At 38.6% G+C, this 23,113-nt stretch carries 14 protein-coding genes; 8 read left to right on the top strand and 6 right to left on the bottom strand.

The annotated features are described in order from the left end of the window. Positions 1-229 precede the first annotated feature (229 nt). From IEV57_RS07295 to priA, 5 genes are all read left to right on the top strand, one after another. Positions 230-2,647: an alpha-ketoacid dehydrogenase subunit alpha/beta gene (locus IEV57_RS07295; RefSeq protein ID WP_188441173.1), complete on the top strand. Its 2,418-nt coding sequence runs from the start codon at positions 230-232 to the stop codon at positions 2,645-2,647. 237 nt (positions 2,648-2,884) lie between these two features. Continuing rightward, positions 2,885-6,568 (top strand): phosphoribosylformylglycinamidine synthase, encoded by a 3,684-nt coding sequence (gene purL / locus IEV57_RS07300; RefSeq protein ID WP_188441175.1) that lies wholly within the window; start codon positions 2,885-2,887, stop codon positions 6,566-6,568. A gap of 643 nt (positions 6,569-7,211) precedes the next feature. Next, positions 7,212-8,195 (top strand): GSCFA domain-containing protein, encoded by a 984-nt coding sequence (locus IEV57_RS07305; protein WP_188441177.1) that lies wholly within the window; start codon positions 7,212-7,214, stop codon positions 8,193-8,195. A gap of 251 nt (positions 8,196-8,446) precedes the next feature. Next, positions 8,447-9,667: a permease gene (locus IEV57_RS07310; RefSeq protein WP_188441178.1), complete on the top strand. Its 1,221-nt coding sequence runs from the start codon at positions 8,447-8,449 to the stop codon at positions 9,665-9,667. Between the two features lie 1,500 nt (positions 9,668-11,167). Beyond that, positions 11,168-13,687, top strand: a complete 2,520-nt coding sequence (gene priA / locus IEV57_RS07315) for a replication restart helicase PriA (RefSeq protein WP_188441180.1) — start codon at positions 11,168-11,170, stop codon at positions 13,685-13,687. Positions 13,688-13,985: 298 nt separating this feature from the next. Here the strand turns inward: priA and IEV57_RS07320 are convergent, their stop codons facing one another. The 3 genes from IEV57_RS07320 to IEV57_RS07330 form a co-directional block, all read right to left on the bottom strand. Beyond that, on the bottom strand, positions 13,986-14,288 hold the full coding sequence (locus tag IEV57_RS07320; RefSeq protein ID WP_188441182.1) for a helix-turn-helix domain-containing protein: 303 nt from the start codon (positions 14,286-14,288) through the stop codon (positions 13,986-13,988). Beyond that, on the bottom strand, positions 14,275-14,616 hold the full coding sequence (locus IEV57_RS07325) for a type II toxin-antitoxin system RelE/ParE family toxin (protein ID WP_188441184.1): 342 nt from the start codon (positions 14,614-14,616) through the stop codon (positions 14,275-14,277). The genes IEV57_RS07320 and IEV57_RS07325 overlap by 14 nt, the downstream gene beginning before the upstream one ends. 239 nt (positions 14,617-14,855) lie before the next feature. Further along, positions 14,856-15,440 carry a TlpA family protein disulfide reductase gene (locus tag IEV57_RS07330; protein WP_188441185.1) on the bottom strand — a complete coding sequence of 195 codons (585 nt, stop codon included), beginning with the start codon at positions 15,438-15,440 and terminating at the stop codon, positions 14,856-14,858. Between the two features lie 374 nt (positions 15,441-15,814). Here IEV57_RS07330 and IEV57_RS07335 point away from each other — a divergent pair, with 374 nt between their 5' ends. The 3 genes from IEV57_RS07335 (at position 15,815) to IEV57_RS07345 (ending at position 19,657) form a co-directional block, all read left to right on the top strand. After that, the gene (locus IEV57_RS07335) at positions 15,815-18,058 is read left to right on the top strand and encodes a Tex family protein (RefSeq protein WP_188441187.1); all 2,244 of its coding nucleotides are present in this window, start codon (positions 15,815-15,817) and stop codon (positions 18,056-18,058) included. 562 nt (positions 18,059-18,620) lie between these two features. Then, positions 18,621-18,866, top strand: coding sequence for a hypothetical protein (locus tag IEV57_RS07340; RefSeq protein WP_014772841.1), 246 nt, complete (start codon positions 18,621-18,623; stop codon positions 18,864-18,866). A gap of 11 nt (positions 18,867-18,877) precedes the next feature. Further along, positions 18,878-19,657: an XRE family transcriptional regulator gene (locus tag IEV57_RS07345; RefSeq protein ID WP_188441189.1), complete on the top strand. Its 780-nt coding sequence runs from the start codon at positions 18,878-18,880 to the stop codon at positions 19,655-19,657. 1,011 nt (positions 19,658-20,668) lie between these two features. Here IEV57_RS07345 and IEV57_RS07350 read toward each other — a convergent pair. The 3 genes from IEV57_RS07350 to rluF all read right to left on the bottom strand — a co-directional run bounded on the left by IEV57_RS07350 (position 20,669) and on the right by rluF (position 23,017). Next, entirely contained in the window at positions 20,669-21,349 is a 681-nt protein-coding gene (locus IEV57_RS07350) for a YiaD family glycine zipper/OmpA-like lipoprotein (protein WP_188441191.1), read from the bottom strand. A gap of 16 nt (positions 21,350-21,365) precedes the next feature. Further along, a complete protein-coding gene (locus IEV57_RS07355) occupies positions 21,366-22,124 on the bottom strand; it encodes a hypothetical protein (protein ID WP_188441193.1) in 759 nt (252 codons plus the stop codon). A gap of 155 nt (positions 22,125-22,279) precedes the next feature. Beyond that, positions 22,280-23,017 (bottom strand): 23S rRNA pseudouridine(2604) synthase RluF, encoded by a 738-nt coding sequence (rluF, locus tag IEV57_RS07360; RefSeq protein ID WP_188441196.1) that lies wholly within the window; start codon positions 23,015-23,017, stop codon positions 22,280-22,282. Between the last annotated feature and the right edge of the window lie 96 nt (positions 23,018-23,113).

Consider the following 23,113-nt stretch of genomic DNA (forward strand, 5'->3'; position numbering starts at 1 on the left):
ATATCTATTGGCATATTTGCCTATTTATATTCATAATATTTCGAAAAAAAGAATATGGTAAAATTTTATTCTTTTTTAAATCTTAAAAATAATTATTATCAAAATAAATTATTGAAAAATGTAAAAATTATTCCCTGCTCGAGTTTGTAAAAATAACAAAATTCTTTATTTTTGAAATACTTGGAAGACAAGTGTGATAACCCAAAATAGCTTAAAAGATTACTTTAATATGAGAGAAGTGGCAACATTATCTAAGAACAGGAACCCTAAGGCTCTAAATAAGGAGCAACTTTTAAATGATTACCGTATAGCTCAAGAAAGCAGGCAGGCTTCTCTAATGGGAAGAAAGGAAGTTTTCATGGGTAAAGCGAAATTCGGAATTTTTGGTGACGGCAAAGAACTGGCTCAATTGGCCATGGCTCGATACTTCGAGAAAGGAGATTTTAGAGCTGGCTACTATAGAGATCAGACTTTTATGTTTGCCATAGATCAATTAACTGTCAAGGAATACTTTGCGCAATTGTATGCACATACGGACGTTGAGGCTGATCCAGCTTCCGCGGGTAGATTGATGAATGGGCATTTTGCGACAAGATCATTGAATGATGATGGGACTTGGAAAAATCTCGCAGAAATGAAAAATTCATCTGCTGATATTTCTCCAACAGCCGCACAAATGCCAAAATTGCTTGGCCTTGCTTATGCTTCTAAACTTTTCAAAGAAAATAAAGGTCTGCATGATTTAACTGAATTTTCTAACAAAGGAAACGAGGTGGCATGGGGTACAATTGGAAATGCATCCACTTCAGAAGGAATGTTTTTTGAATCGATCAATGCAGCAGGGGTTCTTCAAGTTCCTATGGTCGTTTCGGTATGGGATGATGGTTATGGAATATCTGTCCCAAATGAATATCATACGACGAAAGGCAGCATTTCTGAAATCCTCAAGGGATTGCAGCGCAATGATGACCAAAAAGGATATGAAATCTTCGTAGTCAAAGGTTGGGATTATGAATCTTTAGATCGAGCATTTGAAAATGCCGCTAGAATTGCGAGAGAAGAACACGTTCCTGTATTGATTCACGTAGTGGATGTAACACAGCCACAAGGACATTCTACCTCAGGTTCACACGAGCGCTATAAATCAGCAGAAAGATTAGAATGGGAGAAAAACCATGATTGTCTCTTAAAATTCAGAGAATTTCTTCTGGAAAGAAAAATTGCCACGGAAGAGCAACTAGATCTGATCGATTCAGAGGCAAAGAAATTTGTCAAAGAACAAAAAGATCTAGCTTGGAAGTCATTTGCTGATGGCATCAAAAATGAATTGAAAGAAGCTGTAGAATTGCTTACAGCCATGGCACCGCAATCTTCAAATGCTACTGCTGTCACGCAGTTAGCAGAGGATTTGAAAAAGACCTTGAATCCTATTAGAAAAGATGTGATCAGTACAGTTAGAAGAGCTTTGTGGCTTTCAAGAACTGACGCTGAATCAGTAAAAGCGGATTTGAGGGCTTGGTATGCGCATCAACAAGAATTAAATAAAGACAGATACAACAGTCATTTATATAGTGAATCCATTTTCAGTGTAGAAAAAATCGACGCAGTGGCTCCAAAATATACTGAGGAGTCTCCACTAGTAGATGGAAGAGAAATTTTACAAGCTTGTTTTGATGATATTCTCCAAAGAGATCCAAGATTCTTTGCTTTTGGTGAAGACGTAGGAAAGATTGGAGATGTCAATCAGGCTTTTGCTGGACTACAAGCCAAATATGGTGAGTTGAGAGTGACAGATACTGGAATTAGAGAATGTACCATCATCGGTCAAGGACTTGGAGCAGCGCTCAGAGGCCTTCGCCCGATGGCTGAAATTCAGTATCTGGATTACATCTACTATGCCTTAATGACTTTGGCGGATGATGTTGCTTCTTTGCAATACCGTACCAAAGGAGGTCAAAAAGCACCATTGATCGTGCGAACTAGAGGTCACCGTCTCGAGGGAGTATGGCATGCAGGTTCCCCAATCGGAATGTTACTTCATTCTTTAAGAGGAATGATAATTTGTGTTCCTAGAGACATGACCCAAGCTGCAGGGATGTACAATACCTTACTTGAAGCTGACGAACCTGCTTTAGTAATCGAATGTCTGAATGGCTATAGATTAAAAGAAAAAATGCCAAGTAACATTGGTCAGTTTAAAGTGCAGTTGGGAGTTCCTGAAGTGCTGAAAGAAGGAAATGACATGACCGTTGTAACTTACGGTTCCATGTGTAGAATCGTCATGGATGCAGCACAGGAATTGAGTGAATTGGGGATTGACATTGAGGTAATTGATGCACAGACATTATTGCCGTTTGACACGACTGGCGTGGTAGGGAAATCCATCCAAAAGACCAATAGAGTATTATTTGCAGATGAAGACGTTCCGGGAGGAGCTTCGGCTTACATGATGCAGCAAGTGATTGAAGATCAAAAAGCTTATTATCACTTAGATTCAGAACCAGCAACCTTAGCTGCAAAAGCACATAGGCCTGCTTATTCTTCCGATGGTGATTATTTCTCAAAACCATCGATTGAGGATGTGGTAGAGAAAATTTACAGCATGATGAACGAAGTTGACCCTGTCAAATTCCCTTCAATAGACTAAGTATACTATTTACAAATAAATTGATAACCAGTAGTTTAATAGCTACTGGTTATTTTTTTAAATACTAGATTTTTTCACCAACAAAACCTCAACCTTAGAACGTTACAACTTTCCTCACCTTCCAACCTTTTCAGTTTTCCAATTTTTCAATTTTCCAATCATCATTTCTGTTTTCTACTTTTCACGCAATTGTGTACCTTTGATTCTTCTTAAAAAAAGACATCCAAAACTCAGGACATGATTCTCTTTTTCCAATCCCCTCAGGCAGTTATTTACGCTGTTCAATCCAAACACCCAATCCAAAAATCAGATATTGAAAAACTTACTTGGCTCTTTGGCGAAGCAAAAGAAATTCAATCCGATAAAGTATCAGGCCGATATGCAGGACCTCGAAAGGAAATGATCACTCCATGGTCAACAAATGCAGTGGAAATCACCATCAACATGGGAATTCAAGGGATTCTAAGGATAGAAGAGTATTTTCCTCTTTCCAAAGATGAAAGCATTGATCCAATGTTGCAGGCTGCTTATGAGGGTCTGGATCAAGATATCTTTGTGATTGATGCACAGCCTGAAAAAGTTCTAGAGATAGAAGACATCAAAGCTTACAATGCTGCTGAAGGTTTGGCACTCAGCCAAGAGGAAGTAGAATACTTAGAAAATGTATCCAAGCAGCTGGAAAGACCTTTGACAGATTCGGAAGTATTTGGATTTAGCCAAGTGAATTCGGAGCATTGCCGACACAAGATTTTCAATGGATCATTTGTCATTGATGGAGAAGAAAAAGAAAAAACACTCTTTCAGCTGATCAAAGAAACCTCAAAGAGACATCCCAACAGAATTGTCTCTGCATATAAAGATAACGTAGCCTTCGTTCAAGGCCCAAGAGCACAGCAATTCGCTCCGAAAACACAGGATAAACCAGATTTTTTTGATACTGAGACGATTGATACCGTCATTTCTCTCAAAGCAGAGACGCACAACTTCCCGACAACTGTAGAACCCTTCAATGGCGCTGCAACAGGTGCAGGAGGAGAAATTAGAGACAGAATGGCTGGAGGAACAGCCTCTATTCCATTAGCTGGAACAGCCGTTTACATGACTTCATACCCGCGCTCAGAAAAGGGGAGAAGCTGGGAAAAAAACCTTTCAGAACGTCCTTGGCTCTATCAAACTCCTATGGATATCTTGATCAAAGCATCCAACGGAGCGAGTGATTTTGGAAATAAGTTTGGTCAGCCTTTGATTTCAGGGTCAGTTTTGACTTTTGAACATGAAGAAGATGGCAAGGCACATGGTTTCGATAAAGTGATTATGTTAGCTGGTGGTGTTGGTTTCACAAGAAGTCAATACAGCAAGAAAAATGATCCTGCCAAAGGTGATAAAATCATCATCATGGGTGGTGACAATTATCGAATTGGAATGGGAGGGAGTGCAGTTTCTTCTGTTGCTACCGGAGAATTTTCCAATGCGATAGAATTGAATGCCATTCAGCGATCCAATCCTGAAATGCAAAAGCGTATCATGAATGTAATTCGTGCCATGGCTGAATCTGACGAGAATCCAATCGTTTCCATTCACGATCACGGTGCAGGCGGACATTTGAATTGCCTTTCTGAATTGGTAGAAACTACAGGTGGAACGATCCACATCGACCAATTGCCAGTAGGCGATCCAACCCTTTCTTCAAAAGAAATCATTGGCAATGAATCCCAAGAGAGAATGGGGCTTGTCGTTGGAGAAAAAGATCTAAACTTGCTTCAAAAGATATCAGAAAGAGAAAGAGCACCATTCTATGTGGTCGGTGAGACGACAGGTGACATGCACTTCAAATTCGAAAATCAAAATACAGGTGAAAAGCCAGTTGATTGGAATTTGTCTTACATGTTCGGCAGTTCTCCAAAGACAATTCTAGAAGACAAGAGTGGAAATTCAAATTTTGCAGATTCCGAATTTGATGTTCAGCATCTGAAACAATATATCTCTGAAGTGCTTCAATTAGAGGCAGTGGCTTGTAAAGATTGGTTGACGAACAAAGTCGATCGCTCTGTGACAGGTCGAGTTGCTAAGCAGCAGACAGTAGGAGAGATTCAAGTTCCATTGAATAATGTCGCTGTGATGGCGATAGATTACACGGGTCAAAAAGGTATCGCGACGTCTATCGGTCATGCACCTGTAGCTGCTTTGGCAAACCCAGAAGCGGGATCAAGGTTAGCAATTGCTGAGGCTTTGACCAATTTGGTTTGGGCTCCGATTCAAGATGGTTTGGCAGGAATTTCCCTAAGTGCCAACTGGATGTGGCCAGCAAAAAACAAAGGCGAAAATGACAGACTTTACAGAGCTGTAGAAGCAGTAAGTGAGTTTGCAATTGATTTGGGAGTAAATATTCCTACAGGAAAAGATTCCCTATCCATGACTCAAAAATACCCTAACGGAAAGGTCGTCTATTCTCCTGGAACAGTTATTATTTCATCGATTGGTGAATGTTCAGATATCAATAAAACAGTTTCTCCTGACCTGAAACCAGTAGATGGAAGCAAATTGTTTTACATCGATTTTTCTAAAGATCTCCCAAAACTCGGAGGATCGAGCTTTTATCAGATCTTAAATAAAATAGGTTCTGAAACGCCTGATGTAAAGGATAATCACTATTTTGGAAGAGCCTTTATGACTTTGCAGAAGTTGATCGAAAAAGGTGAGATTTTAGCAGGTCATGATATTTCTTCAGGAGGATTGATCACCGCTTTGTTAGAAATGACTTTCCCATCAACAAAAGTTGGGCTTACTGTAAAAACAGATCGACTAGCTGGAAACGATATTATAAAATCACTTTTTGCTGAAAACCCAGGTGTGTTGATCCAAGTGGTCAATCCTGAAAGAACACGAGCAGTCCTAGCAAATCAAGAAATCGATTACATCGCCCTAGCAACGGTCAATATGACTGGAAAAGTTGAGTTGACAAGTTTGAATATGGAGTTGGATGTTGCAGAAATGCGTGATACTTGGTTCAAGTCTTCCTATTTGTTGGATAAAAAGCAGTCAGGAGATAAACTTGCTTTGGAGAGGTTTGAAAACTACAAATCACAGCCACTTTCCTATTCATTTAATTCCAAATGGGAGGGAACCTTTGATTCATTCAGCCTCAATCCTTATCGAAAAGAAAAATCAGGAAAAACTGCGGCTATCATTCGTGAGAAAGGTGTAAATGGAGATCGTGAGATGGCTTATTCACTTTGGTTAGCAGGTTTTGACGTCAAAGATGTCCACATGACAGATTTGATTGCAGGACGAGAAACTTTGGAAGATGTGCAGATGATCGTCTTTGTAGGCGGATTCTCCAATTCCGATGTACTTGGTTCAGCGAAAGGCTGGGCAGGCGCCTTCCTTTACAATGAAAAGGCAAAACAAGCATTAGACAACTTCTATGCGAGAAAAGACACCTTGAGTTTAGGTGTTTGTAATGGCTGTCAGTTGATGGTGGAATTGGGATTGATTACCCCAGAACACGATGTCAAGCCAAAAATGCTTCACAACGAATCTCACAAGTTTGAATCTGCTTTCGTAAATGTGACCATTCCTCAAAATGAAACGGTCATGTTCAAGAGTTTGGAAGGTCAGCGATTGGGAGTTTGGATCGCGCATGGAGAAGGTAAATTCTCTTTACCAAAGTCACTTTCCGACTATCACGTTGGGATGACTTACGCTTACGAGGCATATCCAGGAAATCCAAACGGATCAGATCATGCGGTAGCAGGGATTGCATCTGCTGACGGAAGACATTTAGCCATTATGCCACACATTGAGCGTTCGTTGAAGCCATGGAATTGGCCACACTACGCCACAGAAAGATTAGACGATGAAATCACCCCTTGGGTAGAGGCATTTGTCAATGCGTTTAATTGGGTGAAAAATAATGGTTGAACCGGTTGATTGAGTGATTAGTAAATTAGTTATTGGTGATCAGTTAATTTGGAGATTAGTGGACTGAGTGATCAGTTGTTGAACATTAATAAAGCCTACTTTAAGGTCTGTGTTAGCACAGACCTTTTTTTATTGCTAGACTTTTCTTCTTGGAATTAATGGACTGTGGGGATACAAGCCATGGAGGCATAATGTAAGGGGATAAGCTTTGCCTAATACATATAAAATTCAACTCTGACTGCATCAGGCAGGTACTTTTTTGTTGGTAGCATGCGTTATTCAACTCCTTCCGGAGTTGGTAGGGTGCGTTATTCGATCATTTTAACCCCGAGTAGCGACTCGGGGCCAATCGAGATTTGTTCCCATTCGGGAACGGTTGTGAGGAACCTCAACCTTACAACTTTAAAACCTTTCAACCTTCAAACCTCAATAAACCTCAACCTTATAACTTTATAACCTTTCAACTTTCAAACCTTGAATAAACCTCAACCTTATAACTTTATAACCTTTCAACTTTCAAACCTTAAATAACCCTCAACCTTACAACTTTAAAACCTTACAACCTTCAAATCTCAATAAACCTTTCTCCATAATTTTCCCCCAACCATTGTCTATATCAAAGGATTCTCCTTAATTTTAGGTCATGCAATGGACTACTAGTTTTGATATCCCTGAGTTTCAACCGAAGATCAATCACCAATCTTCACTTTATGCCATTGGATCATGTTTTTCTACGATGATCGGGGAGAAACTGCATGACAGGAAATTTAATGTGTTGAACAATCCATTCGGAACACTTTTTAATCCGATTTCTATCACACAAGTGTTAGAAGATGCATTGCTTGAAATGCCAGTTAATACTGATATGATCTTGATTCGGGATGCGGTTTATCTTCATTTTGGGATGCATTCTGATGTGTCAGGATATAGCAAGGATTCCTTAGAGCGTCTCATTCACAAAAAGCAGCAACAAACCAAAAAGCAACTAGAAAATGCCTCTCACCTGTTGATTACATTTGGTACGGCATGGATTTATGAATACGGATCTTCAGGGCAGATCGTAGCCAATTGCCACAAACAACCGGGTGACTTGTTTGAAAAGAGATTACTCAATTTGGAGGAAATTCATAAAACGTACATCGGCTTTATCAATATGTATAGGGAATTCAATCCCAATGCCAATATCATTTTGACCGTCAGCCCTGTTCGCCATACCAAAGACGGGATTCCCGAGAATCAACTCAGTAAAAGCTTATTAAGATTGGCTTGTCATGATATTGCAGAGTCTTTCGATCATGTGCATTATTTCCCGAGTTACGAGATTCTGATGGACGAACTCCGTGATTATCGCTTTTACAAATCGGACATGATTCATCCCACGGAGCAAGCGGAGGATTATATTTGGGAGCGTTTTAAGAATTCCTGGATTGATCCAAAGTCATTTGTCACTATCCAAGAAGTAGAAAATATCAAAAGAGAATTAGCCCACCGACCTTTCAATCCCGACAGCCCAGCGCACATGAAGTTTTTGGAAAACCTCCAAAAGAAACTCGAACGCCTAAGCCGAAGCTTCGACTTTTCCAAAGAAATGGATCAGTTGAGAAAGCAGGTGGATTATAGGAAGTAAAATAAAAGGTGGAATTATAAGGGATGAAGGATGAAATGAAGAATTGCTAGAGACGAAAAGAGCAGCTGCAAATTCCTACTCTCTTATATTTAAATTCATTCAATGAAGTTTTTAGACCGTCCCTATAGATGTTTTTTGTGTTTTTGGAAAGTATTTTTATTTTATGAATATATGAGCCTAGCTATTTCATGCTTAATAGAATATACAAGCTATCTAGGTTTTATCTTTTGTTTCATTTAAATCAATAACAAATGCAGGATTTCTTAGAGAATTGGGGGCATTCGGCCCATACAAGTTTAGGTTTTTTTTGGATGGCGCTTTGGGCTTTTATTTTGGGATATGCGCTGAGTTCAATGATTCAGATTTTTGTAACTGAAAGTAAAATGCAGAAAACCATGGGTGATGCAAGCTCAAAAAGTATTTTTTTGGGGACTTTCTTCGGATTTATCTCAAGTTCATGCAGCTTTTCAGCTTTAGCCACCACCAAATCTCTGTTCCAAAAAGGAGCAAGCTTCTCTGCTTCAATGGCATTTCTCTTAGCATCCACCAATTTAGTTATCGAACTGGGAATAATTATTTCAATTTTTTTGGGCTGGCAGTTTGTCGTAGGTGAATATGTTGGTGGAATTCTTTTAATCTTGATTGCTTGGATTTTAATTCGAGTGATCAAGCCAAGTAAATTGATCGAGCAAGCAAGAAAAAATCTAGGTGAAAGTGAAGAGAAAGAACAAGATAAAAAGCCACTCAAGAAGCGGATAAAATCATCTGAAAACTGGGCTAAAGTCGGGAAACAATATGCGATGGAGTGGAAAATGGTCTGGAAAGACGTGACGATTGGATTCACTATCGCTGGAATTGTATCAGGATTTATTCCAGACACTTTTTTTCAAACTCTCTTTATCAACACTGGAGATGGACAGAGTAGCTTTTCATTTTTAACGTTATTACAACATACAGTTGTAGGCCCCATAGCTGCCTTCCTGACCTTTATTGGGTCGATGGGGAATATCCCTTTAGCAGCTTTGCTTTTCGGCAAAGGTGTCAGTTTTGCGGGAGTAATGGCTTTTATATTTAGTGACTTGGTTGTTTTCCCCGTATTGCGAATCAATGCCACTTACTATGGTTGGAAAATGTCTTTTTTTATACTTTTCCTACTATTCTCTGCATTGATAGTAACCTCCTTATTTTTGCACTACAGCTTTGACTTTGCAGGAATTCTTCCAAACCCAAGTAGTACCGACATTACCTCCAAAGAACATTTTGCTATCGACTATACATTTTACCTGAATCTTGTTTTTCTAGCCATTACGGGAATATTAATTTACTTAGGCTTTTTCAAAGGAAAAGAAGTAATGCATCATAAAGAAATGGCTCCCAAAAGCCCATTACTAGAAAAAGTATTGAAGTATTTGGCAGTGATTGCCTATGCATGGTTGCTTGGTGGAATGTTTGTTTGGCTTTGGGTGGTTTAGTTTGAGAAAGTTGTTGGGTTATGGGGTTTTGTGGAATATTTATCTAGAATAGTATAATATTCTCATGCCTACAACCCCGTAATTTTCAACGATGATTTTCCTGTTATTCAGGATTCGAGATTGAGCTATAGGGAATATCCTAATAAAGCATTTTTAAAATATTAAAATAATACAATTTAATCTAAAATAAACATATTTATACTAAAAAATACACCACTTTTACCCGTCTGTGTGCCGACCGTCTCCCGACCGTGTCCCGTATCCCTTCCGACCATTCGCCGACTTTTGGCGAAAAACCAAGAAAACATATAATTATTCCAAGAATATAATTTTTCTAAGACAACTTTTTGACAATCAGTACAATTTCTGTTTCATTGTACAAAGTACGATGTGCCAAGTACCAAGATCAAGCACCCTACATAACAAGATATCCAATACTAAAAATGAAAGGCAACTCCGACGGAGTTGCCTTAGAATAATAATCCCCTCGCTGATCCTTATCTACAATAAATCACATCTCAAAAAAAATCAATTCTTTAAAACCCATTTAACTGCGTTCCCATAGAAAATTTAACATTTAACGATTATAATCCTAATCAATTACACAACTATCTTTCTAACCCATACTACCTCTAGTTTCTTCAAGGACGGCCCTAATTGAAGCTGGTTTTAAGGCGATTGTGGAAACCGTTAAAAAAATGGGTTAGCTCGCGTGCTTGCACCGAGATCCACCTATTTTTAGGTTGGAGCAATTGACTTAAAATTAAATTGGGTCAAGATTTGATATTTTCAACATATCCGCAATCCCAATTTAAAAGCATCAATTCAGGCCTAGATTTTTTGTTACTTTTTCATCAATGGAAAAAGTAAGAGAAAGAAATCTACTTCTCTTCATTATTCCCTCTCACTATAATCGATCTCCCACCCATTTTTAGGTTGGAGCAATTGACATAAAAGTATCAATTCAGTCCTCAAAATCAATCCAAGCTTTAAAAATTCTACCCTTTTAGGCCTCGTTACCATAATAATCAACTCGGCTTAATTAAATCCTAGCGAATTCAAAGCATTACAATAAATCACATCCCAAAAAAATCAATTCCTTAAAACCCATTTAACTGCGTTCCCTTATAAAATTTAATGATTAACAATACTGCAACATATAAACCTAATCAATCGAACAATTTCATTATTATTCCCTTAATAACTTCCTCTGCGAAGCTCGGTGACTTCTCTGCGACACTCGGAGCAATAAAAAATCACTATACCTTTTTAACCGATCACCCAATCTACTGCTTCACCCAATCAACTATTTCACCCAATCACCTATTCCTCCCAATCTACTATTCCACTTAATCAACTATTTCACCCAATCATCTATTTCACTCAATTAACCTGACCATTTCTCACTTCTCAAATCTCATATCTAACATCATTCTCTTATATTTGCCTTAAGGTCTTTTTTGAATGACCCTTATTAGAAATTGATAAAACAATAGATTTTTGGAAAGTTTATTCGGTGATACTTACGAACCTCAAGATGAAAAATCACGGCTCTACGCGGATGTGATTTTGCCTGTGCCTATTCCCAAAATGTTTACCTACAAGATTCCTCGAAATCTTGCTGAGGATATTGGGATCGGATTTCGGGTGATGGTGCAGTTTGGTCAAAAAAAGGTACTTACAGGGATCATCGGCAAGGTGCATCAAAAACCACCCAAGGAATATGAAGCCAAGCCAATCTTGGATGTCTTGGATACCTACGCCATGGTCAATCCACTGCAAATCAAGTTTTGGGCATGGATGGCTGAATATTATTGTTGCCATATCGGAGAGGCGATGAATGCGGCGTTGCCTTCAGGATTGAAGTTGAGCAGTGAAAGTAAAATCCAACTCAATCCAGCTTACGATTCGGAAACGTCGATGTATCCGCTTGACTCCAGGGAAGAAGTGATTTTACAGGCTTTGGCAAGTCAGGAGGAACTGTCTTATGAAGATTGTGAGCGTCTGTTGGGAGTTAAGAGCATTCATGGCATCATCAAAAGTTTGGTGATCAAGGAAGCAATTCTTGTTTTTGAGAAAGTGAAAGATAAATATTCCCCTAAAGTGGAAACGAGAATTCGACTCACACAGGAATATGCAACTGATAAAAAGGCTTTGGAGAGACTTTTTCAAGAAATAGCCTCCAAACCAAAACAAGAGGAGGTCATACTTAAATATTTACAAGAAATCCCTGTTTACCAAAAACCTGAGTTAAATCTGAAAGGCTTGGACAAAAAAGCATTTACTGAAGCTGGATTGTCCATGAGTTCGCTCAAAACCTTGATGAAAAACAATGTTTTAGAGGAGTATAAGCTGATTATTAGCCGTTTTGAAGAGATCAGTGAGAGCAAAGAAGAGATTGTGCTTTCGGAAGAGCAGACTACTGCTATAATTCAGATCAAGGGATATTTTGAAGAAAAACATGTGGCTTTGCTTCATGGAATCACAGGAAGCGGAAAGACGGAGATTTATATTCAGTTAATCAAAGAGGCTTTAGAAAGTGGAAGTCAAGTGCTGTTACTACTTCCGGAGATCGCCTTGACAACACACCTTGTGGGGAGATTAAAGAAAGTCTTTGGAAGCAAAATGGGTGTTTACCATTCCAAGTTCTCTGACAACGAGCGTGTGGAGGTTTGGAATGGCGTCATTAGTGGGAAATTTCCGCTAGTGATCGGCGTCAGGTCATCTATTTTTCTTCCTTTCGATAGTTTGGGTTTGGTGATTGTGGACGAGGAACATGAAGCTTCTTTCAAGCAGTATGATCCAGCACCGAGATTTCAGGCTCGTGATGCGGCGATTATGTTGGCATGGTTGCATCAAGCCAAGACGCTTTTGGGATCTGCTACGCCATCTTTTGAGAGTTTTTATAATGCTCGAACAAAGAAATACGGTTATGTGCCATTAGATAGGCGATATGGAGATGCACAATTGCCTGCTTATCATATTGCTGATATTCTCAAAGACAAAAAGAAGAACCTGCTCAAATTGGAAATGACTCGTCTGATGCGTGAGAAAATTCAAGAAGCTTTGAATAACCAAGAACAGGTTTTGATTTTCCAAAACAGAAGAGGCTATTCACCTTATCTTGTCTGTGAAGATTGTGGCGTTTCACCCGAATGTGAGCATTGTGATGTGACGTTGACTTACCATCAATTCGCAGAGGAATTGCGCTGTCATTATTGTGGATTTAAGGAGAAAGTGCCCAAAGCTTGCCACGCCTGTGGGAGTGTGAAGCTTGTGGCAGTTGGACTAGGAACAGAGCGGATAGAAGAAAGCCTTACGCTTTTGTTTCCCGAGGCGCGAATAGCACGGATGGATTTGGATACCACGAGGAGCAAATATGGCTATCAAAGGTTGCTGGAAGAATTTGGTGCGGGAAATATTGATATTCTGGTTGGCACACAGATGATAACCAAAGGACTGGATTTCGAAAAAGTGACGGTTGTGGGGATATTGGATGCGGATAGGATTTTGTTTTTCCCAGATTTTAGAGCTGGCGAAAGGGCTTTCCAGCAAATTACACAAGTAGCAGGTAGGGCTGGAAGAAGGGAAAAGAAAGGCACAGTAATCGTGCAAACAAGGCAGCCTGATCATCATATCTACGAGAAAATCGTCAACGGAAATTACAAGAAGTTTTATATCGAAGACATGACCGAAAGGCAAAAGTTCTTCTATCCACCTTTTGTCAAGTTGATCAAAATCTCAAGTCGGCATAAGGATAAAAATGTAGTTGAAAAAGCCGCTCGACACTTGCATAATTTATTGAATGATATTCAAGTCAAGAAAATCATGCTCGGTCCTGAAAAGGGATTGATCGGTAAAATCAAAAATCAATACATCTTCGAAACCCTCGTCAAACTAGACAAATCAGGAAATGCCCAAGCAGTCTTCAAACATGATTTGCAGCTGATTTTAGAAGAAATGTACGCCAACAAAGAATTCAGAAGTGTGAGGGTGGTTGTGGATGTTGATCCTTACTAGGAGGTTATAAAGTTGTAAGGTTAAAAAGTTATAAGGTTGCGGACATAGCCAAATCTAGTTTAGTGAATGTCTCTCGCTAAGACCGCCGAGGTGCAAAGTCCGCAAAGCTATCAAGCCATCTTGCGTCTTAAATCTTACGTCTCAAATCTCAAATCTCACGTCTCATATCTCACTTCTATCATCATTTCCTCAGCGCAACTCTGCACCTTATCCCCCTGTGCAAGATTGTCTCCCGATAGGGGTGGACCTTTCGAAATATCACTTCTCATCTCTCGAAACAGGTTTATAATTTTCAAGATTAAACATCCAAAGAGAACTTTAAACTACCTCCCAATCCTTCTCGAATAATTCTCATTAAAGTTGAAAGCCTGATGTCGCTTGCGTTATTTTCAATTCTAGAGATATAGTTTTTAGTTGTCCCAACTCTCTCTGCTAGTTGTTCTTGTGTAAGATTCTGTTTTTTTCTTGCCTCTTGAATTAAAATACCGATTTTGAACGTTTCAAATTCTTCTTGGAATTTCTCACGAGATTCAGTCCCTAATTTTCCATATTGCTCGTCCAAATGGTCATCAAATGATGTGATTCTCTTATCTATTTTCATAATATTCTTTTTTAAGCCTTTCAGCTTTTTTTATTTCATTCTTTGGTGTTTTCTGCGTTTTCTTTTGAAATCCGCTTAGAAGGATGATTAAATTTCCTTCATCGAAAAAGCAAAAGATTCTGAATATTCCATTATCTGCCGAAATCCGTACCTCCCAAAGTCCATCAGTATTTGTAAGGTGTTTAAGGAATTTTTCAGGAACAATTCTAGTCGTTTTTAGAACTAATAGGGTCCAGTCGATTTTCTTACGTACAGCAAGTGATTGCCTTAGATAGAAATCTTTAAAGTGATCTTCGTAAAAACCAATATCTCTTTTAAAATCGCTCAACTTTTTCCAAAATAATTGCAGCAATAAAGTTATCTAAAAAGGTAACATAATAAAAGAAAAATATTTATTTTCATAAAAAGAAGCAGATTAAATAAATAATATTTTTATCTCATTTGATTTATCTAAAATCTACTCTATGAAATCGCAATAAAAACTTTCTCAGCGCAACTCTGCACATTTAGTATCCTTTGCGAGCTTGTCTCCCGATAGGGAGGAATCTAAAATCTACCTTTTAAAATCTACAATCCCCTCAAAAACCCCCTAAACTCCTCCGTATCAAAATTGCTCATTCCTTCTTGGTAGAAGACAATTTTTCCTTCGGGATTGATGACGATTGTTGTTGGGATGGATTGGGATTGAAGGGAATTGTTGAGACCATGACTGGCATGGACGATCGGGAAACTCCAACCTTTGTCATTCACTAGCTTCTTGCTTTTTTCAAAGTCTTTATCTAAAGCAATCATCAAGAATTCTAAGTTTTCGGAGTCCTTGACTTTCTTATACATTTCAGAAATATGTGGCATTTCCGCCCGACAGGGAGGACACCAAGTTGCCCAAAGGTTGATAAATACAGTCTTGCCTCTAAAGGCTTCTAAATCTATAATGGATCCTTCGGGAGTCGTGAATGTTCCTCTGTAGTCAAAATCCAAGTTCTCTTTGTTGACCAGTGCAATCTTGGGTTTGATTAACCCTGTAGAAAGCAAGACAGATTGAATACCTCCCATGATGGGAGTCATCAGTCCTGTGAAATAGAGAAAAGCAAAAACCGACAAAATCAGCCCCCAACTCTTCAGTTCTTTTTTCCAATCAAATTTATTAGCCATAATTCAAAGTTTTAATTGTTATAGGGTATTAGATGATCAGTTATTAGTGTACAAAATAATAAAACTAGTTTTTACAGATATTAAAGATCAACAAAGATAAATTTTCTCTGATTGCTCTTCATTTGCCAATAAAACCATCAATTCAAATCATTTCAATCAAACCGTTGACCGCTGACAGTCGTCTGTCGACTCTACGACCTTTTCTGAATTTGGGCGACACACTTTTTCAATATTTTCCCATAAAATCAGAGAGTAAATTTACCCACACATTTCCAATACCTTAGTGACCATTGACACAATAAGTGTGGATTCTTTTTAGATTCCATGGCTTAATACCATAAATTGCGCATCAAAATTGAATAAGAATTCTGAATATGGATATAGATCATTATTTGAAAATAGCTGGAGAGCTCAATATCAAACTCAAACAGGTAACAGATACGATTGCTTTGTTGGACGAGGGGGCGACAGTGCCTTTTATTTCTCGATATAGAAAGGAAGTCACAGGGAGTTTGGATGAAGTGCAGGTGGCTGCAATTCGAGACAGAACGCAACAATTGAGAGACTTGGACAAAAGGAGGGAAGCAATCCTCAAATCGATCAAGGAACAAGGCAAACTCTCAGAAGAACTGGAAAAGAAAATCAATGCAGCGGAGACCATGTCTTTGTTGGAAGATTTGTATTTGCCTTACAAGCCAAAGAGAAGAACTAAAGCAACAATCGCTAAGGAAAAAGGATTGGAGCCTCTCGCAACTTTGATCTTTGAGCAGCAATCCATTGATCTTGATGCAGAAGCTGAGAAGTATGTAGATGAAAGTAAGGAAGTTCCTTCGACCGAGGAAGCACTTCAGGGAGCAAGAGATATCATCGCCGAATGGGTCAACGAAAATGTGGAATTGAGGAAGAAAATGCGTGATCTCTTTATCAATGAAGGTACATTTGTTTCTAAAGTTTTGCCAGGAAAAGAAGCTGAAGCGATTAAATATAAGGACTATTTCGATTGGTCAGAACCTGTGAAAACAGCGCCTTCGCACCGAGTGTTGGCCATGAGAAGGGGAGAAAAAGAACTTTTCTTGATGTTGGATTCTTGTCCTGAGGAATTGTCTGCCATTGCTTTGATGGAAAAAATGATCTTGGAAGATGCTGCCAATACCTCGGTAGAGCAAGTGCGTTTGGCAATCAAAGATTGTTACAAAAGACTTCTCAAACCTTCTATGGAGACAGAAGTCAGACTTTTTACCAAAAAGAAAGCGGATGAGGATGCAATTAAGGTTTTCGCCGAGAACCTGAGACAACTCTTGCTTGCAGCACCTTTGGGAGAAAAATCAGTGATGGCAATAGACCCTGGATTTAGAACGGGTTGTAAGACAGTTTGCTTGGGACCTCAAGGGCAGTTATTGAGTTTTGATGCCATCTATCCAAACGAACCACAGAAGCGAACTGCAGAGTCAGCTGCAACAATCAAACACTTGGTAGAGAAACACCAAATTCAAGCCATTGCTATTGGTAATGGAACTGCAAGTCGCGAGACAGAAGCATTTGTGAAAGCGATAGGTTTACCAAAAACTGTCATCGTCACGATGGTCAATGAAAGTGGAGCTTCAATCTATTCAGCTTCAGATGTAGCGAGAGAAGAGTTTCCCGATCAGGATTTGACCGTGAGAGGAGCAGTTTCGATTGGAAGAAGATTGATGGATCCTTTGGCAGAATTGGTAAAAATCGATGCCAAATCAATCGGAGTCGGTCAATATCAACACGACGTCGATCAATCAGCTTTGAAAAACTCTTTGGATGATACAGTCATGAGTTGTGTGAATGGTGTCGGTGTGGAAATCAACACAGCTTCCAAGCAACTGTTGACCTATGTGTCAGGTTTGGGGCCTGTTTTGGCTCAAAATATTGTAGCATACCGAACAGAAAATGGTCCTTTCAAAAGCAGATCTGAAATCAAGAAAGTTCCAAGGTTGGGAGATAAAGCCTATGAGCAAGCCGCAGGTTTCTTAAGAATCAGAAATGCCAAAAATCCATTAGATTCCTCAGCAGTGCATCCTGAAAGATATGAATTGGTTGAGAAAATGGCCAAAGATATTGGGGCAAAGCTTACAGATTTGATGAGTTCGGAGGAGTTGCGATCTAAGATTATTCTGAAAAATTATGTTTCTGAGACAGTGGGTTTACCTACACTTCAGGATATTATGGAAGAACTTTCGAAACCCGGACGTGACCCAAGGGAAGGATTTGAATTATTCAGCTTTCAGGAAGGTGTGAATGAGATGAAGGATTTAAAAGTCGGCATGAAGCTGCCTGGGATTATCACGAATATCACCAAATTTGGTGCATTTGTAGACATTGGAGTTCATCAGGATGGCTTGGTGCATTTGAGCCATTTGGCAGATAAATTCATCAATGATCCCAATGAGGTTGTCACTGTAAATCAAAAAGTGGAGGTCACTGTGATGGAAGTCGATATTCAGCGAAAGCGAATAGGTTTGAGTATGAAGTCTGATCCTTTTGCCGAGCGAGGAAAGATCAAAGCAAAAGATAAAAAAGAAGAACCAAAAGAAGCAGAGGGAGATTTAGCCGCAAAATTGGCCATGCTGAAAGGAAAATTTAGATAACTTGATTATTCGAAATGACACCATTAGGTGAATATATCAATGATAATTACGCGAATAATCGGCAACAGTCATCTGACCACAGCTGATTGAAATGAACTTCAAAAAATATCCTAAGTAGCTACTGCTGTGAAAGCGGATATAAATTAGTAATTCTAAAAGCCTTCAAAACAGCTGTTTTGAAGGCTTTTTTTTGAGACACTTCAGTTTTTCACAAAAAAGAAACTCCATTTGTCTAATAAAATATAATGTTGTTTACACTTTTATAGCTTTATACTATTCGTTTTATACTCCTAATCAAAAACCCACTTCCTCGATTCCTCACTTGTCTACCATGATGGAATTAACCAATAACTCAATCAACCTTTCCACTTTATTACCAGTATGGACAACTATCTCGTCAATCACAGCGGACAAGTATCTTGCGTTTTAAGTCTCACGTCTCATTTCTCACGTCTCAAATCTATTTCAGACAAATACTGTCATTATAAGGTTTATTTAATAAACATATAGATGTTATTTAAAATAACATTATTATCTTAGCTCTTGTTAAATCAATAAAGCTATGGAAGACATCACAAAAATCAGCCTCACACAAAAGACCTTGCCATCAGGGAATTGTCAAGTGAAATTTTTTATTGAAGACGAGCAAAAGCCACAATACGGATATTTGTTGGTCAATGAACCCAAGTCAGTCGGAGAGATATTGGAAGAGATCAAAAGTAGGATGGAGCAGCGCAGAATGGCAAATCCATTTTCAGTAAAGCAGCCGCTTAAAGACGATCATAATTTCTATCTTTATTCAGCTTAATCTTACTGCTTATGTTCCTGTCCAAAAACATCAAATTCCTGCGTACATCTCAAAATATCACGCAAGCTGAACTTTGCGAAAAGCTAGGTGTACAGCGATCGATGATCTCTGCCTACGAAGATGGTCGCTCGGAGCCGAAGTTGTCTTCCTTGACCGTAATCGCGGAATTGTTTGATGTGACGATGGACGAGTTGCTTTACCATGATATTCAGGAGAAGGGAAGGAAGGCTATCCAAAATAGGTCAACTAAAATACTTACCATTGCTGTAAATGAAGATGATCAGGAAAATATTACCATGGTAGGTCAAAAAGCTTCGGCAGGCTACCTCAATGGTTTTGCTGATCCGGAATACATGGAATCATTACCTCAGTTCAGATTACCAAATCTATCAACCAATCAAACTTACAGAGCATTTGAGATTGCAGGAGACAGTATGCTGCCTTTGGTCCCAGGAACATTGATCATTGGTGGATATGTAGAGCAATTGAAGGATATCAAAAGTGGCAAGACATATATCTTGGTCACCACAACAGAAGGGGTAGTTTACAAACGTGTTTTTAACTACCTGTCTGAGAATGGCAAATTATTTTTAGTATCGGACAACGAACATTACAAACCTTATGAAATAAAAGGCGAGGATGTGATGGAAGTATGGGAAGCACGAGCATTTATCAGCACAGATTTCCCCAATCCCAAAGACCGCAATAACCCTATCACCAATGAAGATCTTTCCAAAATGATTTTAGATCTGAAAACTGAAATTGTGAAAATGAAGGGTGAGAAATTATAAATAGTGAAAATGACTACCATGTCACCTCGATCCCGAAAGCATTCGGGAGAGAGGTCTCGTCCTATTAATTACACAAAAGAGTATGATAAGGAAATTAGAGTAAAAAGTACACTTCGAGATTTCTCCCTTTGGTCGAAATGACTACTACGTCACCTCGACGCAAGGAGAGGTCTCGTCTTATTAATTATACTAAATAATATCATAAAGAAGTTAGAGTAAAAAATACATTTCGAGATTTCTCCCTTTGGTCGAAATGACCTCCATGTCACCTCGAAGCAAGGAGAGGTCTCGTCTTATTAATTATACTAAATAATATCATAAAGAAATTAGAGTATAAAATACATTTCGAGATTTCTCCCTCTGGTCGAAATGACCTCCATGTCACCTCGAAGCAAGGAGAGGTCTCGTCTTATTAATTATACTAAATAATATCATAAAGAAGTTAGAGTAAAAAGTACATTTCGAGATTTCTCCCTTTGGTCGAAATGACCTCCATGTCACCTCGACCCTATGAGAGGTCTCGTCCTATTAATTACACAGAAGAGTATCATAGAGAAGTTGGAGTATAAAATACACTTCGAGATTTCTCCCCCTGGTCGAAATGACCTCCATGTCACCTCGACGCGAGGAGAGGTCTCGTCCTATTAATTACACAAAAAAGTATGATAAGGAAATTAGAGTATAAAATACACTTCGAGATTTCTCCCTCTGGTCGAAATGACCTCCATGTCACCTCGACGCAAGGAGAGGTCTCGTCCTATTAATTACACTAAATAATATCATAAAGAAGTTAGAGTAAAAAGTACACCACGAGATTTCTCCCTCTGGTCGAAATGATCTCCATGTCACCTCGACGCGAGGAGAGGTCTCGTCCTATTAATTACACTAAATAATATCATAAAGAAGTTAGAGTAAAAAGTACATTTCGAGATTTCTCCCTCTGGTCGAAATGACTGCAATAAAAAAAGCCAACTTTCGTCGGCTTTTTATTCAATCTATAAATAAGTTGGATTAATTTTTAATCTCTCCTTTTTCAGCTTTTTCTACTAATTCATCATTAGCAGTAATCAAGATCTCTACTCTTCTATTTTTAGCTCTTCCTTCGTCAGTTTCATTCGAAGCTACAGGCTTGTCAAATGAATATCCGATGGTTACCATTCTTGGATCTTCAATTCCTTGCATCTTCAAATAATTTCTTACTGATGCAGCTCTTTTTTCAGATAGATCTAAATTGTAGTTATATGCGCCTCTATTATCAGTATGGCCTTCAATAGAAAGATCTGTATCAGGATACTCTTTAAGAATCTCGGCAAATTTCATGATGTTTTCTTGCGCTTGTGGTGTCAATGAAAACGAATCAAAACCAAATAGAATCCCTGAATCGAAAGTCAATTTAATGGCTTCACCAACTCTTTCTACTTCAGCGTCTTTGACTTCATCTTCGATTTTTTTGGCCTGCTTATCCATGTAGATACCAATTGCAGCACCTGCAGCACCACCTACGATGGCTCCAATAGCTGCACCTTTTCCAGCTTCACCACTTTTATTTCCGATAACAGCACCAATAGCTCCACCGGTACCTCCTCCGATTGCAACTCCCTTTTCCGTGTTATTCCAGCTAGCACAGCTGAACAAAAATACCGCACCCAAAATTTGAGCGAAAACACTTTTCATAGACTTTAGATTTTTCATAATAAATAATACTTGGTTATAGTTTTAAAAATCCTTCCTTGATTTTCGAAACGGCATCATAGGAAGAATCAATGTTATAGATACCTTTCCCAAATTCATGCCAAAAACCATCACCGCAGTCTATGAAAGTTCCTCTTTTACTTGGTTTGCCTTCCCTAGCCTTGTCGTAGTCATAATCAGGTAAAAAAACATAGGATAATAATTCTTTTGTTTTTTCCCAATTCAGTTCTTTCTCCTTTCCATTGATCGTTGCAAGCGCTTTTCTGATAGAAAATTTCATGGTTAAAGCAATTTCCAAAGTTTCTTCATGATCGATCTTTAGAAAATTAATGATCAAAGGGGCTTCTTTTTTACTCGTTTCATAAATGGCCTGAATGATTTCTTGTGACATATATTGCCATTCCTCTTGATTTAAAGGGACTGTTCTTGTGATTTTTCCATGCAAGTCTTTTGCTAACAATCTCACACCTCCCTCTTCGTCGTCAAGTTTCTTATTCGACCATTTTGAAGTAGCGTATAAATTTTTCAATGGCTTCTCCCAAGCTTGATGCAATTCACCAACATAGTTGTAGTTGTCCTCCAAAGTAAACCCCTCATCCAAAATTTCTTCATCACTCATGTCCTCACGATGGGTATATTCCAAATCAAGTTGGATATTGAGAAAAGTTTTTTCAAAGCTGATTTTCAACTTAAACGTATGACTAAATGGTGGAGGAATACTCCCTGAGTCAAAATCTATTTCAATTCTTGTTAGGTCTTCTGTCTTTAAATGCATTTTCTGTAAGGTTAAATAGGAATTGGTTGATTAGGTTTCTAGGTTGAAGTTGTAGTTATAAACCGTAAAATCAGTTCCTCAATTTTAGGCTCTTTTTGACTTGTTATGTAGTAAGCTTTTTATTCGTCAAGTTGTGTAATCTATTGTCTCGCGTCTCATTTCTCTTCAAAAGTTTTAGAAGAATTCGCTACCATTCGATTGATTTCATCCATTTCGGATTTGCTCAAATCTCGCCACTCTCCTAAAGGTAAATCAAGCTGTATGTTCATAATTCGGACACGCTTAAGTCTTGTTACCTCGTAACCCAAATACTCACACATTCTACGAATCTGTCTGTTGAGGCCTTGGGTAAGGATGATGTTGAATTTATTTTTTCCGATCTTTTTTACCTCACACTTTTTGGTGATGGTGTCTAAAATAGGAACTCCATTTCCCATCTTTTCCAAAAACTCAAAAGTAATTGGCTTATTGACGGTGACGATATACTCTTTTTCGTGATTATTTCCTGCCCTCAGTATTTTGTTGACGATATCTCCATCACTTGTTAATAAGATGAGCCCTTCGCTCGGCTTGTCCAATCTTCCGATTGGAAAAATCCTTTTAGGGTGCTTGATGTAATCTATAATATTATCCTTTTCTGCTTTGATATCTGTCGTACAGACTATTCCAACGGGTTTGTTGAATGCGATATATACAAAATCATCTTTTGGAGGACTGATCAATTTTCCGTCAACTCGAACTTCATCACCAGGAAAAACCTTCGTTCCCATCTCAGGAACTTTGCCATTGATGGTCACTTTTCCTTGTTCTATAAGCTTGTCGGCTCCTCTTCTTGAGCAAAAACCCACTTCGCTGAGATATTTGTTGACCCTTGTCGCTTGTGATTCATTCATCGATGCAAATTTAGACCTAATTTTCGCATATTCTGAATCTTTACATAAGAATCCCATCATCTCATTCTATTCCATACTAGATTTGATAACGCTTCT

The organism is Belliella aquatica (assembly GCF_014637795.1).
Taxonomy (GTDB): domain Bacteria; phylum Bacteroidota; class Bacteroidia; order Cytophagales; family Cyclobacteriaceae; genus Belliella; species Belliella aquatica.

Coding starts and splice junctions, on each gene's coding strand:
- IEV57_RS07295 (WP_188441173.1), top strand. CDS start 230: ATGAGAGAAGTGGCAACATTATCTAAGAACAGGAACCCTAAGGCTCTA.
- purL (WP_188441175.1), top strand. CDS start 2,885: ATGATTCTCTTTTTCCAATCCCCTCAGGCAGTTATTTACGCTGTTCAA.
- IEV57_RS07305 (WP_188441177.1), top strand. CDS start 7,212: ATGCAATGGACTACTAGTTTTGATATCCCTGAGTTTCAACCGAAGATC.
- IEV57_RS07310 (WP_188441178.1), top strand. CDS start 8,447: ATGCAGGATTTCTTAGAGAATTGGGGGCATTCGGCCCATACAAGTTTA.
- IEV57_RS07320 (WP_188441182.1), bottom strand. CDS start 14,288: ATGAAAATAGATAAGAGAATCACATCATTTGATGACCATTTGGACGAG.
- IEV57_RS07330 (WP_188441185.1), bottom strand. CDS start 15,440: ATGGCTAATAAATTTGATTGGAAAAAAGAACTGAAGAGTTGGGGGCTG.
- IEV57_RS07335 (WP_188441187.1), top strand. CDS start 15,815: ATGGATATAGATCATTATTTGAAAATAGCTGGAGAGCTCAATATCAAA.
- IEV57_RS07340 (WP_014772841.1), top strand. CDS start 18,621: ATGGAAGACATCACAAAAATCAGCCTCACACAAAAGACCTTGCCATCA.
- IEV57_RS07345 (WP_188441189.1), top strand. CDS start 18,878: ATGTTCCTGTCCAAAAACATCAAATTCCTGCGTACATCTCAAAATATC.
- IEV57_RS07350 (WP_188441191.1), bottom strand. CDS start 21,349: ATGAAAAATCTAAAGTCTATGAAAAGTGTTTTCGCTCAAATTTTGGGT.
- IEV57_RS07355 (WP_188441193.1), bottom strand. CDS start 22,124: ATGCATTTAAAGACAGAAGACCTAACAAGAATTGAAATAGATTTTGAC.
- rluF (WP_188441196.1), bottom strand. CDS start 23,017: ATGAATGAATCACAAGCGACAAGGGTCAACAAATATCTCAGCGAAGTG.